Source organism: Micromonospora sp. NPDC018662 (assembly GCF_044391475.1).
In the GTDB taxonomy this organism is placed as follows: Bacteria; Actinomycetota; Actinomycetes; order Mycobacteriales; family Micromonosporaceae; genus Micromonospora.
In genome coordinates this window covers 431,577-445,520 of sequence record NZ_JBISAC010000003.1, presented here as the reverse complement: position 1 = coordinate 445,520, position 13,944 = coordinate 431,577, and the positions used below count along the sequence as shown (strand labels likewise).

Here is a 13,944-nt window from a genome sequence, read left to right as displayed (position 1 = left end):
GCGACCGGTGACCGGACGGCCGGCCGGACGGCGCACCTCCGTCCGGCCGGCTGCTCACCGGCTGCCCGCGGCCCGGCGCTTGTTCCAGATGTCGAACGCCACCGCGGCGAGCAGCACCAGCCCCTTCACCGCCGACTGGATCGACTGGTCGACGCCCATGAGCTGCATGCCGTTGCTCATCACCGCCATGATCAGGCCACCCACCATCGCGCCGACCACGGTGCCCACCCCGCCGGTGACCGCCGCGCCGCCGATGAAGGCCGCCGCGATCGCGTCCAGCTCGAACATGTTGCCCGCCGCCGGCTGGGCCCCGTTCGAACGGGAGGAGTAGATCACTCCGGCCACCGCCGAGAGGAAGCCCATGTTGACGAAGACCCAGAAGTTGACCGTCTTCACCCGGACGCCGGAGAGCGTCGCCGCCGGCAGGTTGCCGCCGATCGCGTAGACCTGACGGCCGAAGACGGTACGGCGGGTGAGCAGGCCGTAGACGAGCACCAGCACGGCCAGGATGATCAGCACGATCGGGAGGCCGCGCGCGTGCGCGAGCTGCCAGGCGAACCACATCACGACGGCGCCGACCACCGCCACCCGGAGGACGAAGAGCGGGAACGACTCCACCGGCTGCTCGTGGCGGACCCGGGCCAGCCGGGTCCGGAACACGCTCGCCGCGTACCCCGCCACCGCGAAGACGCCGATGAACAGCGTGAACGCGTCGAAGCCCTGCCCGCCGAGCAGGCCGTTGAGGAAACCGGCCGCGACCCGTTGGTACTCGTCCGGGAACGGCGACAGCGAGATGTTGTCCAGCACCCGCAACGTCAGGCCGCGGAACAGCAGCATGCCGGCCAGGGTGACGATGAACGCCGGGATGCCGGCGTACGCGACCCAGAGGCCGTGCCAGGCGCCCACCGCGACGCCCACGGCGAGCGCGGCGAGGATGCCGACCCACCACGGCATGCCCTCCCGGATCACCAGCACCGCCGAGACCGCGCCGGTGAGCGCCACCACCGACCCGACGGACAGGTCGATGTGCCCGCCGATGATCACGATGACCATGCCGATCGCGAGCACCAGGATGTAGGAGTACTGGAGCACGATGTTCGTGAGGTTGCCCGGGCTGAGCGAGACGCCGTCGGTGAGGATCGCGAACAGCGCGACGATCACCACCAGGGCGATGTAGATGCCGCTCTGCCGCAGGTTGCCGAGGATCAGCGTCCGCGGGTCGCTGGTCCCGGTGTGCAGGGTGGCGGCCGCACCGGTGTCGGGCGCGTCGACCTTTCCGGAGGTGGCGGGCTTCGTGCTGGTCATCCGACGAGATCCCTGTCCTTGGTCATGAGTTCCATCAGGTTCTCCTGGGTGGCGTCGCCCACCGGCACCTCGCCGGTGATCCGGCCGGCCGCCAGGGTGTAGATGCGGTCGCACATGCCGAGCAGCTCGGGCAGCTCGGACGAGATGATGACGACGGCCTTGCCGTCCGCCACCAGGCGGTTGACGATCGTGTAGATCTCGAACTTCGCCCCGACGTCGATGCCCCGGGTCGGTTCGTCGAGGATCAGCACGTCCGGGTCGGTGAACAGCCACTTCGACAGCACGACCTTCTGCTGGTTGCCGCCGGAGAGCTTGCCCACCGTCGACATGACGCTCGGCGCCTTGATGTTCATGTCCCGCCGTCCCCGCTCGGCGACGTCGATCTCCTCGTTGCCGTTGATCCAGCCGTGCCGCGCGAGCTTCCCGAGCGCGGCAGCCGAGATGTTGCCGCGCACGTCGCCGATCAGGTTGAGGCCGTAGTGCTTGCGGTCCTCGGTCGCGTACGCGATGCCGTCGGCGATCGCCTCGGCCACCGTGCGGGGCCGCACTTCCCGGCCGTTGACGAAGATCCGCCCGCTGATGTCCCGGCCGTACGCCCGGCCGAACACGCTCATCGCCAGCTCGGTGCGGCCGGCGCCCATCAGCCCGGCGATGCCGACCACCTCGCCGGCGCGGACCGTGAGCGAGGCCCGGTCCACCACCAGCCGGTCCTGGGTCGGATGGCGCACGGTCCAGTCCTCGACCCGCAGCACCTCGGCGCCGGGCGTCGACGTCCGGGTCGGGTAGAACGCCGCGAGGTCGCGACCGACCATGCCGCGGATGATCCGGTCCTGGGTCGCCGCGCCGTCGCCCATGTCGAGGGTCTCGACCGTACGGCCGTCCCGGATCACGGTCGTCGAGTCGGCGACCGCGGTGATCTCGCCGAGCTTGTGCGAGATCATGATGCAGGTGATGCCCTGGTCGCGGAGCCGCCGCAGCAGGTCCAGCAGGTGCGCCGAGTCGACGTCGTTGAGCGCCGCGGTCGGCTCGTCCAGGATGAGCAGCCGGACCTTCTTGGACAACGCCTTGGCGATCTCCACCAGCTGCTGCTTGCCCACGCCCAACTGGATCACCGGGGTCACCGGGTTCTCGTGCAGCCCGACCGACCGCAGCAGCGCCGCGGCCTCCGCGTTGGTCCGGTGCCAGTCGATCAGCCCGCCGCGACCACGCCGCTCGTTGCCGAGGAAGATGTTCTCGGCGATCGACAGGTACGGCACCAGCGCCAGCTCCTGGTGGATGATGACGATGCCGTGCGACTCGCTGTCCCGGATGCCGCGGAACCCGACCGGCTCGCCGTCGAAGACGATCTGCCCGTCGTAGCTGCCGGTCGGGTACACGCCGGACAACACCTTCATCAGCGTGGACTTGCCCGCGCCGTTCTCGCCGCAGATCGCGTGGATCTCGCCGCGCCGGACGGCGAGCGAGACGTCCTGGAGCGCGGCCACTCCGGGAAAGGTCTTCGTGATGTTCCGCATTTCGAGGATGTGATCGCTCATGGAAACCGTCCTGCTCGTGGCCGTCGCGTCGATGCGCCGACGGGCCCGGCGACGTGGTGCGTCACCGGGCCCGCCGGAGAGCGGCTCAGCCCGCCCGCCCGGCGGCGACCTCCTGGGCGGTCAGGTAACCGGAGTCGACCAGCACCGACTTGATGTCGTCCTGGTAGACGGTCTGCACCGGCAGCAGGAACGACGGCACGACCTTGACGCCGTTGTCGTACGTCTTGGTGTCGTTCGCCTTGGGCTCCTCCTTCTTCAGGAACGCCTCGGCGGCCACCACCGCCTGGTCGGCCAGGAGGCGGGTGTCCTTGAAGACGGTCGAGCTCTGGATGCCGTCGTTGATGAGCTTGACGGAGGCGACCTCGGCGTCCTGGCCGGTGATCACCGGCATCTTCTTGGCGCCGCCGCGGTAGCCGGCGTTCTGCAGGGCGGTGATGATGCCCCGGGACAGGCCGTCGAAGGGCGACAGCACGCCGTCCACCTTGCTGCCGTCGTTGTAGCTGGAGGTGAGCAGGTCCTCCATGCGCTTCTGCGCGGTCTCCTGCTGCCAGCGCAGGATCGCCACCTGCTCGATCTTCGTCTGGCCCGACTTCACCTTCAGCGTGCCGGCGTCGAAGTACGGCTTGAGCGTGTCCATCGCGCCGTTGAAGAAGAAGTGCGCGTTGTTGTCGTCGAGCGAGCCGGCGAACAGCTCCACGTTGAACGGGCCGGTCGCGGTGCCCTTCGAGCCGTCCTTGTTCTGCAGCCCCAGGCCGACCAGCAGCGCGTTGGCCTGGGCCACGCCGACCTTGTAGTTGTCGAAGCTGACGTAGAAGTCGACGTTCGGGCTGTTGCGGATGAGCCGGTCGTAGGAGATCACCGGGATCTTCGCGGCGGCGGCCGCCTGGAGCTGGCCGCTCAGCGCGGTGCCGTCGATGGCGGCGATCACCAGCACGTCCGCGCCCTGCGTGATCATCTGGTCGATTTGCTGCGACTGGGTGGGGATCTCGTCGCCGGCGTACTGCAGGTCGACCTGGTAGCCCTTGGCCTGGAGCTTCTCCTTCACCGCGTTGCCGTCGGCGATCCACCGCTCCGAGGTCTGGGTCGGCATCGAGACGCCGATGGTCAGGTCGCCGGGCTTGGCGGAGCTGGTGTCCCCGCCGCCACCGGCGCCCTCACCGCTGCATGCGGCCAGGCTGACGGCGATCGCGACGCCGCCGAGCGCGGCCAGAAATCGTCTGCGCACGAGCTTTCCTCTCCCCTACGTACTCCACGAACCGCACCGGAATCCTCTCGGGAGTGTTAACGCTCACAAGTTGCACCGTCAACCGATCGGGCGAAACGCGCATGTCTCGTTCTCGTAACAGAAGCGCCGTCGACGGCACGCGGGGCGGCGCGTCGACGCATCGACGCACCGCCCCGGTGACGGACGGAATCAGGAGGCCGTGCAGGTCGGGGTGAGGTTCGACGCGCTGCCGGTGCCCTGGAACCCGAACTCGGTGCTCTGCCCGGCGGCGAGCTGGCCGTTGTAGTCCACGTTCGTGAACCGCACCGCACCACTGCTGCCACTGGCGGTCGCGCTCCACGTGTTCGTCACGCTCGCCCCACCCGGCAACGTCAACGCGACCGACCAACCCCGGGTGCCACCCGAGCCGGCCGTCACCTTCACCGTGGCCACGAACCCACCGGTCCACGAGTTCAGCGACACCGTCGCCGAACACCCACCCGTACCCGGCGGCGGCGTCGTCGGGCTGGGCGGCGGCGTGGTGGGCGCGGGCGTGGTCGGGCTCGGCGGCGGCGTGGTGGGGCTCGGCGGCGGGGTGGTCGCCCCGGTGCCGTCGAAGCCGAGGAACCGCACCGCCTGGGCGGCGTCGAACGGGATCGAGTGGCCGTAGCCCTGGAAGCTGATCGCCTCCACCGGCGGCGTCCCACCGGTGCCGCCGTAGCGGGTCCGGGTGGCGCTGGCCTGCGGGTAGTCCGTCATGCTCGGGGTCTGCGAGACACCCAGCACGTTCGTCCACTGCTTGATCTGCTCGCCGAAGTTGACGTAGCTCAGCGTGGTGTCCGTGGTGCCGTGCCAGATCTGCATGCGGGGACGCCGGCCGGTGTAGCCGGGGTACGCGTTGCGGACCAGGTCACCCCACTGCTGCGGGGTCTTGGTGATCCGCCCGCCGGAGCACTCGCTGTTCCACTCCGAGCCGTTGGTGGTGGCGAAGCAGCCGAACGGCACGCCGGACGAGCTGACCCCGGCGTGGAACACGTCCGGGTAGACGCCCGCCATCACGTTGGTCATCATCGCGCCGGACGATGCGCCGGCGACGCCGATGCGGGCCGAGTCGACCGGGTAACGGCCCGTCACGTAGTCGATCATCGACTTGAGACCGACCGGGTCGCTGCCGCCACCGCGCCGCAGCGCCTGCGGCGACGACACGTCCCAGCACTTGCTGCTGCGGGTCACCGACGGGTAGATCACGATGAACCCGTAGCGGTCGGCCAACGGGCTGTAGCCGGAACCGGTGTGCATGGCCGGACCGCTGCCGGTGCAGTAGTGCAGGACCAGCAGCAGGGCCGGCCGGGCCGGGAGCCGGTCCGGCACGTACAGGTGCATCTGCAGGTTTGTCGGGTTGGTGCCGAAGTTGGTCACCTGGGTGAGCGCGGCGGCGGACGCCGGGCCGGCGGCGGTGACGACAGCGACCGCCGTCGTCAGGGCCGTCGCCAGCACGGCCGCGAGCAGCGCGATCTTCGCTCTCATCGACGGTTCCTCCAAGCGGGGGTACGGACGGAGGCCGCCGGCCCGGCCCACGGTGCGCGGGGCCGGGCCGGCGACCGGCTCAGCTGGCGGCGCAGGTCGGGGTCAGGCCCGACGCGCTGCCGTTGCCCTGGAACCCGAACTCGGTGCTCTGACCGGCCCCGAGCTGGCCGTTGTAGTCCACATTGGCGAACCGCACCGTGCCGGTGCTACCACTCGCGGTCGCACTCCACGTGTTCGTCACACTCGCCCCACCGGGCAACGGCACACTGACCGTCCAACCGCGGGTGCCGCCGGAACCGGCAGTCACCTTGACCGTCGCCACGAACCCACCGGTCCACGAGTTCACCGACACCGACGCCGAACACCCACCCGTCCCGGGCGGCGGCGTCGTCGGGTTCGGCGGCGGGGTGGTCGGGTTACCCGGCGTCGTCGGCGGCGGCGTGCTGGTCCCGCCGGCGTTGAGTGCGTTCAGCACCGAGGTGTAGGCGGCCTTCTTGTTGCCGGCGCAGTCGAAGAGCAGCGCGTTGTCCGAGCCGCGCCACGAGTCGCAGTCCCGCACGCCCCACACCGTGATGCCGGTGCAGCGCGACACCGCCATGCAGGACCGGGCGACCGTGCCGAAGATGTTCGCCTGGTTGCCGCCGGTCATCACGTCGAGCTCGGTGATCTGCACGTCCACGCCCAGGTCTGCGAAGCGCTGGAGGTTGGCCTGGTAGTCGCCGGGGATGCCGGTGCCCAGGTGCGACTGGAAGCCGACGCAGTCGATCGGCACGCCCCGGGACTTGAAGTCCCGGACCATGTTGTAGACGCCTGTCGACTTCGCGTTGACCCCGTCGGTGTTGTAGTCGTTGTAGCAGAGCTTCGCGCCCGGGTCGGCGGCCCGCGCGGCCCGGAAGGCCGCCTCGATCCAGTCGTTGCCGGTGCGCTGGAGGTTCGAGTCGCGGCGCCCGCCGCCGCCTCCGTCGGCGAACGCCTCGTTCACCACGTCCCAGGCGTAGATCTGGCCCCGGAAGTGGGTGGCCACCTGGGTGACGTGGTTGATCGCCGCGTTGCGCAGCGCGGTGCCGGACAGGCCCTGGGCCCAGCTCGGCTGCTGGGCGTGCCACAGCAGGGTGTGGCCGCGCACGCTCATCCCGTTGGCCCGGGCGTGGCTGACCAGCCGGTCACCGCCGGTGTAGCTGAACCGCCCCTGCTGGGGCTCGGTGGCGTCCCACTTCATCTCGTTCTCGGCCACCACGGAGTTGAACTCGCGGTTCAGCACCGTCACGTACGTGTTGTCGGACAGCTTGCCGGTCGCGACCGCGGCGCCGAAGTAGCGGCCCTTCTCGGCCGCCGACGCGCCCAGGGTCGTGCCGGCGCTGGCGTGCGGGGCCAGCGCCACCGCCATGCCGGCGGCGAGCGCGCCGGCCAGCAGGCCGGTGGACAGCAGGGCTCTCATGGGTCTCATGCGGATTCCTCTTCCGGGTTGCAGCGGTGGTGGTGCGACACCTCGTCCCGCCTCGGTGGCGGCGACGAGGGTCCGGCCAGCGCGGCTCGCCCGGTGAGCCTTGCGGTGCCTGTGCCCTGCCATCGACTGTGAGCGATAACATGCCGCGCGTCAAGACGCGGGGCGGAGCCGGCTCCGGCCGGTGCCGCCGGTCAGCGGTCGCCGGCGGAACCGGCCACCCGCGCCGGAGCCCCGGCGTGGATGCGCCCCGCGCCGTCGGTGAGCGACGCGCCGGTGCCGCCGCCGCGCATCGCGACGATCTCCGCGGCGATGCTGACAGCGGTCTCCTCCGGGCCGGCGCCACCGAGGTCCAGCCCGATCGGGGCGCGCAGGCGGGCGAGCGCCGCCGCGCCCACCCCGGCCGCCCGCAGCCGGTCCCGCCGGTCCTCGGTGGCACGCCGGGAACCCATCGCGCCGACGTACGCCACCGGCAGGTCGAGCGCGTGCCGCAGCACCGGCACGTCGAACCGCGCGTCGTGGGTGAGGACGCAGATCACCGTACGTTCGTCGAGCCGGCCCGCCGCCGCCTCGCCGGACAGGTAGCGGTGCGGCCAGTCCACCACCACCTCGTGCGCCGCCGGGAACCGGCGGGGCGTGGTGAAGACCGGCCGGGCGTCGCACACCGTCACCCGGTAGCCGAGGAAACGGCCCATCCGCGCGACCGCCGCCGCCACCTCGACCGCCCCGAACACCAGCATCCGGGCCGGCGCCGGGTACGCGACGACGAGCACCGACATCGGCGCACCGTCGTCGTCCGCCCGGAGCAGGCCGGACCGGCCGTCGACGAGCAGCCGGCGGGCCTCCGCGACGACCGCGGCGTCCACCGCCGGCGTCCCGAGGCTGCCCCGCCAGCCCACCTCGTCGAGCAGCAGCCGACGACCGGGCCGGCCGGCGGCGCCGGCGACGCAGGTGGCCACCGCGGTCGGCTGGCCGGCGGTCACCCGCGCGGCGAACCGGTCGAGGTCCCCGAACGTGTTCCGGTCGATCCGCTCGACGTACACCTCGATCGTCCCGCCACAGGTCAGGCCCGCCGCCAGAGCCTCGTCGTCGGCCATGCCGTAGCGGGTCAGGCGCGGGACGCCGTCGGCGGCGGCGTCCCGGCACAGCTCGTAGACCGCCGCCTCCACGCAACCGGCCGACACGCTCCCCACCGCGCTGCCGTCCGGGCCCACCAGCAGCGAGGCGCCCGGGCGGCGGGGCGCGCTGCCCCAGGTGCGGGTCACCGTCGCCAGGCCGACCGGGACGTCCGCCCGCCACCAGCCCAGCAGCTCCGGCAGCACCTCACGCACGGCCCGCCCCCGCCGGCCGGTCCAGATCGGTGCCGTCGGCGACGTCGGCGCAGTCGACCACGCGCAGCTGACCCGGACGCGCCCGCAGGTAGGCCCGCGCCCCGCGGTCCCCGACCGCCGTCGCGGTGATCCCGGGCCAGTGCCGGCGGCCGAGCAGCACCGGATGCCCCCACCGGCCGGCCGGATATCCCGCCGCGACCAGCGCGTCCGACCCGACGTGCCGGGCCACCCGGCGCACCGCCGTGGCGGTCACGCCCGGCAGGTCGACCAGGAGCACCACCGTGGCACGGACCGCGGTGCCGGCCAGTGCGGCCAACCCGACGCGCAGCGACGAGCCCATGCCGTCGGCCCACCGCGGGTTGTCCACCAGCACGACGCCGGGCAGGGCCGCGGTGGCCCGGACCTCGGCGGCGGACGCGCCCAGCACCACGACGACCGGCGCACAGCCCCCGCCGGCCAGCACGCCCGCCGCGCGCTCGACCAGGAGCCGGCCGTCGGCGTGCCGGACCAGCGCCTTCGGGCCGCCGTAGCGGCGTCCGGCCCCGGCCGCGAGCAGGAGCCCGGCCGGGCCGGGGGGCGCCGGCGGCATCTAGCCCGCCCCGCCCGACAGCACCGGCGCGGCGCCGTACCGGCCCGGCTCACCGGCGAGCAGCCGGGCGGCGAACTGGTGCACGGTGCGCAGCATCGTGTACGTGGGACGAGCCGCGTGGTGCCGGGCGGTCAGCAGCGACTTCGCCACCAGCCCGTCGAGCACGACCCGGGTCCGCAGTCGCCACCAGGGCGCGGCGCCGCAGACCCGATCCACCTCGTCCAGGCCGAAGAGCCGGGGCAGCCCACCGAGGCGGACGAAGCACCAGCGCTCGGCCGGTGTCAGGCAGTCGAGGCTGCGGTGCAGCGCGGCGGAGAGCGACCGCGGGGACGCCGGTTGCCCGTGCCGCCGTGGCGGCTCCAGCGTGGTGAGTGGATCGTCCAGGTGGTGCAGCAGCTCGTCCAGGGTCTCGTCGGCCATCCGTTCGGCGGCCAGCTCGACGGCGAGCGGCAGCCGGTCGACCAGCCCGCAGATGGTGGCCACCGTGCCGACCTCCTGGAGCCCCAGCTCGAAGCCGGGTCGGGCCTGGGCGGCGCGGCGGGCGAACAACTGGACAGCCGGCATGCCGCGTACCCCGTCCGGGCCGGTGGTCAGCGCCGGCAACGGCGGCAACCGCCACACCGACTCGTACGGCAGACCGAGCGGCTCGCGTGAGGTGACCAACGCGGTCACCCGACGCCCGACCTGCACGACGTCGTCCACCAGGCCGGCGCAGGTGTCGGTGAGATGGTCGACGTTGTCCAGCACCAGCAGCAGGTGCCGGTCGGCCAGCAACCGGGGCAGGGGCGTCGAGTCGGAGCCGGGCCGGCGGATGCGCCGGCGGACCGCCCGTACGGCGTCGGCGGGGGTGCGGGCCGCGGCGAGGTCGACAGTGAGGACGCCGTCGGCGTACCCCTCGCCGGCCCGGTGCGCGACGGCGGCGGCCAGCGCCGACTTGCCCCCGCCCGCCGGCCCGGCCACGGTCACCACCCGCTGCTCGGCGAGCAGGTCGGACAACGCCGCGAGGTCGGCCTCCCGGCCGACCAGCTCCGCGCCGCCCCGGGCCGGGTCCCGCCCGGGCGGTCGCCGGTGCGCCGGGCCGCGGATCGGCAGCGGCGTCGCGGGCCGGCCCGACGCGGGACCGCACCGCAGCTCCCGGCGCGCGGCGGCCAGCTCCGGGCCGGGCTCGATGCCCAGCTCGGCGGTGAGCCGGGTGGTGATCTCGGCGAACCGGTCCCGGGCGGTCGCCCGGCGGCCGGTGCGCGCCAGCACGCTGACGTACCTGGCCTGCACGGCCTCGTGCAGCGGCTCGGCGGCGGCGAGCCGCTCGGCGATGGCCAGCACCTGGTCCGGTCGGTCCAGCTCCAGGCCGAGGCTGACCAGGTCGAGGCAGGCGTTGACCCACTCCCGGCGGAGCGCGGCGACGGTCTCCTCCCCCGGCAGCAGCGCGCGCAGGTCGGTCAGGTCGGGGTCGGACCAGCCGGCGACCGCGGCGGCCAGCAGCTCGAACGCGGTCGCCCCATGGGCCCGGCGCACCAGGACCCGCGCCGCCTCGGTGAGGCGCCGGAACCGGGGCAGGTCGACCTGGTCCGGGTAGAGCTGGAGGCGGTAGGCCCGGGGCGAGGAGACGATGACGTTGGTGCGGGCGTGCCGGGGCGACCCCGGCTCCAGCGCGCGACGCAACCGTGCCACGTAGGTGTGCAGGAGGTGACTCCCGCTGGGCGGCGGGCTGTCGCCCCAGAGGGACCGGGCGAGCGTCTCGATCGGCAGGTTCTCACCGACGTGGAGGGCCAGCAACGCCAGCAACGCGCGCTGCTTCGACGGACCGAGATCCACCGGCGTGACGCCGTCGTGGACCTGGACCGCGCCGAGCACGGTGACGGAGAAGTGACGTTTCACGGACCGGCGATCCTTCCACTGGCCTTCCCTCAAGCAGAGTAGGCACTTCGGCGATCACTTACCAGACATGAATGACTGCGAGGCGTGAGCGTCTCACTATATGCGCTTCAAGAATGCTGCATACCGCTCATGCAAGGCTGCTCCATGTTTGCCGGCCCCGGCGCGGAACGTCCGACCCGGACGCAGACGAAGGGGGAGCATTGTGACATCCACTGTGGAACGCGCGGAGATCCACCGACCGGAGGGCTGGCGACGCCGGCTGGCGCTGAGCCCGGACCTGGTCGACTTCGCCAACCGCGGCTTCCGGACCGACCGGCCCGCGACGAGAGCCGTGCTGGAACGCGCCGCGGGGGCGTTCCTGGACGGCTACAACCGGGGCCTCGACACGCCGTACGGCCATCCGACCGATCTGGACGGCATCGCGGTCGAGCTGCGGGGATTCGCCGCGGAGGGCTCGGCCATGGCAGCCGTGCTGCTGGATCGGCTGTCGCCGCGCCGGCACGGCCGCTTCGCGGCCCAACTGGGTGGCCACCCACGCCACGACTACCTGCTGCACGTCGGCGCCGGCTGGGCGCTGGCGAAGCTGGACGACGTCACGGCCGGCACGCTGGGCCGGCTCGGCCGGCTCGGTGAGCAGAACGGCCTGCTTCGCTGGCTCGCGTACGATGGCTATGGGTTTTTCAAGGTCTTTTTCTCCCGGGATCCGACGCTCGGCCGGTGGCGGCGGCACCGCAAACCCTGCGACCCGACCTGCGCCATCCGCTACCAGGGGCTGGGGCGGTGTCTCTGGTTCCGGGAGAGCGGCGACCCGACCGCGGTGGCCGAACGCGTCGCCGGCCTGCCCGCCTCGCACCGAGGCGACGTGTGGAGCGGGATCGGCCTCGCCGCCACCTACGCCGGGGGCGTCGACCCCGACGCGCACCTCCTGCTGCGGCGTCTCGCCGGCAACCACCGGACCGCGCTCGCCCAGGGCGCCGCGTTCGCCGCCGAGGCCCGCCGGGCCGACGGGACCGCCGGCGGCACTGTCGACGCCACCACACGGATCCTGACCGGCGTGTCCGCGGAGACCGCCGCCGAGTGGACCTGGCAGGCCCGCCACGGCCTGGACCGGCCGGGCGCCGGTCCGGCCGACTACGGCGAGTGGCGGACCCGGATCCAGCGGTTGGCCGCCTCGCACGTCGCCGGCTGAGCGCCGGTCCGCCTCCCCCTCCCCTTCCCCGACCTGGAGTCGCCATGCCCCGCCCCCACCGTGCCCGCCACCTCCTCGCGCCGCTGCTGGCCGTGCTGCTGGCCACCACGTTCGGCCTGGCCACCCGGCTGCCGCACGCCGATGCGGCGCAGCGCAGCGCGCTCGCCGACCGCTTCGCGTTCGCGGTCCGCGACCTGAACGACGACCCGGCCGACGGTCGCACCCAGCGCGCCGTCGAACCGGCCCTGGAACACCTGCGGGCCTGGATCTCGTCGGTCGGCGCCGGGGTGGCCCTCGCCGACCTGGACGGCGACGGGCTGCCCAACGACACCTGCCTCGTCGACCCCCGCGACGACTCGGTGCGCGTCACGCCCACCGCCGAACGGACCGGCCGCTACCCGGCCTTCCCGCTGCGCCCCGACGGGGTGCCGTTCGACGCCCGGACCACCGCGCCGATGGGCTGCGCCACCGCCGACCTGAACGAGGACGGCCGGCTCGACGTGCTGGTCTACTTCTGGGGCCGGGCGCCGCTGGCCTACCTGCGCCGCGCCGACGCCCCGTTCGGGCCGGCCGGGTACGTCGCCACCGACCTGGTCGACCGCCCCACCGAACGCTGGAACAGCACGACCGCCAACGTCCTGGACCTCGACGGCGACGGCCACCTGGACGTCATGGTCGGCAACTACTTCCCGGACGGCGCCCGGGTCCTCGACCCGACCGCCGCCGACGACCCGCTGATCCGGATGCAGGACTCGATGTCCTGGGCCCGCAACGGGGGACGCAACCGGATCCTGCGGTTCACCGGCCTCACCCCGGTCGCCGGCGGCCCGGCCCGGCCCACCTTCGCCGACGCGTCGTCGGCGCTGACCGACGCGCAGGCCCGCTCCTGGACGCTCGCCATCGGTGGCCAGGACCTCGACGGGGACGGCCGGCCCGAGGTCTACGTCGCCAACGACTTCGGCCGGGACCAGTTGCTGCACAACGTCTCCCGGCCGGGCCGGATCCGGTTCGTCGAGCTGCGCGGCCGGCGGGACGCCGACATGCCCAAGTCCAAGGTGCTCGGCAACGACTCGTTCAAGAGCATGGGGGTCGCCTTCACCGACCTCAACGCCGACCGGCGCCCGGACATCCTGGTCAGCAACATCACCACGCCGTACGCGTTGCAGGAGAGCAACTTCGCGTTCGTCAGCACCGGCACCGGCCCGCTCACCGACCACGCCCCGTACCGGGACGAGAGCCAGGCGCTCGGCGTGGCCCGCACCGGCTGGGCCTGGGACATCAAGGCCGCCGACTTCGACGGCGACGGCACCGACGAGGTCGTCCAGGCGCTGGGCTTCCTGCGCGGCCGGGTGAACCGGTGGGCCGAACTCCAGGAGCTGGCCATGGGCAACGACGTGTTCCTCCAGCACCCCTACGCCTGGCCCAACTTCCGCGACGGCGACGACATCGCCGGGCACCAGCGCAACCCGTTCTTCGTCCGCGACGGCAACCGCTTCGTCGACATCTCCGCGCAGCTCGCGTTCCGCCAGCACGCCACCACCCGCGGCCTGGCGGTCGGCGACGTGGACCACGACGGGCGCGCCGACCTGGTGGTCGCCAACCAGTGGGCCCGCTCGCAGTTCCTGCACAACACCGGTCCGGCCCGCGCCCACCTCGGGCTGACGCTGCTGCTGCCGGCCACCGGCCCGGGCGCCGAGCCCCGACCGGCGGTCGGGGCCAGCGTCGAGGTACGCGGGGCCGACGGCACCACCCGGGTGGGACAGCTCTACCCGTCCAACGGCCACACCGGCGGCAACGCGCCCGAACTGCTGTTCGGCCTCGGCGACGCGTCGACGCCGGTCTCCGTCACGGTGACCTGGCGGGACCAGGCCGGCCAGCACGCCATGACCCGGTCGCTCGCGCCCGGATGGCACTCCCTCGTGCTCTCCGCCGCGTAGCCGAC

At 73.0% G+C, this 13,944-nt stretch carries 10 protein-coding genes; 2 read left to right on the top strand and 8 right to left on the bottom strand.

The genetic code is table 11. The annotated features are described in order from the left end of the window. Window positions 1-54 precede the first annotated feature (54 nt). The 8 genes from mmsB to ACH495_RS11595 all read right to left on the bottom strand — a co-directional run bounded on the left by mmsB (window position 55) and on the right by ACH495_RS11595 (window position 10,813). On the bottom strand, window positions 55-1,305 hold the full coding sequence (mmsB, locus tag ACH495_RS11630; RefSeq protein WP_396857657.1) for a multiple monosaccharide ABC transporter permease: 1,251 nt from the start codon (window positions 1,303-1,305) through the stop codon (window positions 55-57). Continuing rightward, on the bottom strand, window positions 1,302-2,840 hold the full coding sequence (gene mmsA / locus ACH495_RS11625; protein ID WP_396857656.1) for a multiple monosaccharide ABC transporter ATP-binding protein: 1,539 nt from the start codon (window positions 2,838-2,840) through the stop codon (window positions 1,302-1,304). Before mmsA ends, mmsB begins: the two co-directional genes overlap by 4 nt. A gap of 85 nt (window positions 2,841-2,925) precedes the next feature. After that, complete coding sequence (chvE, locus tag ACH495_RS11620; RefSeq protein WP_396857655.1) at window positions 2,926-4,065, bottom strand: multiple monosaccharide ABC transporter substrate-binding protein; 1,140 nt, start codon at window positions 4,063-4,065, stop codon at window positions 2,926-2,928. A 189-nt stretch (window positions 4,066-4,254) separates the two neighbouring features. Beyond that, window positions 4,255-5,571 (bottom strand): PHB depolymerase family esterase, encoded by a 1,317-nt coding sequence (locus ACH495_RS11615; protein ID WP_396857654.1) that lies wholly within the window; start codon window positions 5,569-5,571, stop codon window positions 4,255-4,257. Window positions 5,572-5,650: 79 nt separating this feature from the next. Further along, on the bottom strand, window positions 5,651-7,018 hold the full coding sequence (locus ACH495_RS11610) for an endo-1,4-beta-xylanase (protein WP_396857653.1): 1,368 nt from the start codon (window positions 7,016-7,018) through the stop codon (window positions 5,651-5,653). A gap of 191 nt (window positions 7,019-7,209) precedes the next feature. Continuing rightward, complete coding sequence (locus ACH495_RS11605) at window positions 7,210-8,346, bottom strand: XdhC family protein (protein WP_396857652.1); 1,137 nt, start codon at window positions 8,344-8,346, stop codon at window positions 7,210-7,212. Continuing rightward, complete coding sequence (locus ACH495_RS11600) at window positions 8,339-8,935, bottom strand: NTP transferase domain-containing protein (protein ID WP_396857651.1); 597 nt, start codon at window positions 8,933-8,935, stop codon at window positions 8,339-8,341. The genes ACH495_RS11605 and ACH495_RS11600 overlap by 8 nt, the downstream gene beginning before the upstream one ends. Beyond that, a complete protein-coding gene (locus tag ACH495_RS11595) occupies window positions 8,936-10,813 on the bottom strand; it encodes an ATP-binding protein (RefSeq protein WP_396857650.1) in 1,878 nt (625 codons plus the stop codon). A gap of 202 nt (window positions 10,814-11,015) precedes the next feature. On the opposite strand from ACH495_RS11595, the gene ACH495_RS11590 reads away from it, so the two are divergent. Next, the gene (locus ACH495_RS11590; RefSeq protein ID WP_396857649.1) at window positions 11,016-12,002 is read left to right on the top strand and encodes a DUF1702 family protein; all 987 of its coding nucleotides are present in this window, start codon (window positions 11,016-11,018) and stop codon (window positions 12,000-12,002) included. Window positions 12,003-12,046: 44 nt separating this feature from the next. Then, window positions 12,047-13,939 (top strand): CRTAC1 family protein, encoded by a 1,893-nt coding sequence (locus tag ACH495_RS11585; RefSeq protein WP_396857648.1) that lies wholly within the window; start codon window positions 12,047-12,049, stop codon window positions 13,937-13,939. Window positions 13,940-13,944 lie beyond the last annotated feature (5 nt).

Bases quoted from the DNA above. Each gene is read 5' to 3' on its own strand.
- mmsB (WP_396857657.1), bottom strand. From the start codon at position 1,305: ATGACCAGCACGAAGCCCGCCACCTCCGGAAAGGTCGACGCGCCCGAC.
- mmsA (WP_396857656.1), bottom strand. From the start codon at position 2,840: ATGAGCGATCACATCCTCGAAATGCGGAACATCACGAAGACCTTTCCC.
- ACH495_RS11615 (WP_396857654.1), bottom strand. From the start codon at position 5,571: ATGAGAGCGAAGATCGCGCTGCTCGCGGCCGTGCTGGCGACGGCCCTG.
- ACH495_RS11610 (WP_396857653.1), bottom strand. From the start codon at position 7,018: ATGAGACCCATGAGAGCCCTGCTGTCCACCGGCCTGCTGGCCGGCGCG.
- ACH495_RS11600 (WP_396857651.1), bottom strand. From the start codon at position 8,935: ATGCCGCCGGCGCCCCCCGGCCCGGCCGGGCTCCTGCTCGCGGCCGGG.
- ACH495_RS11585 (WP_396857648.1), top strand. From the start codon at position 12,047: ATGCCCCGCCCCCACCGTGCCCGCCACCTCCTCGCGCCGCTGCTGGCC.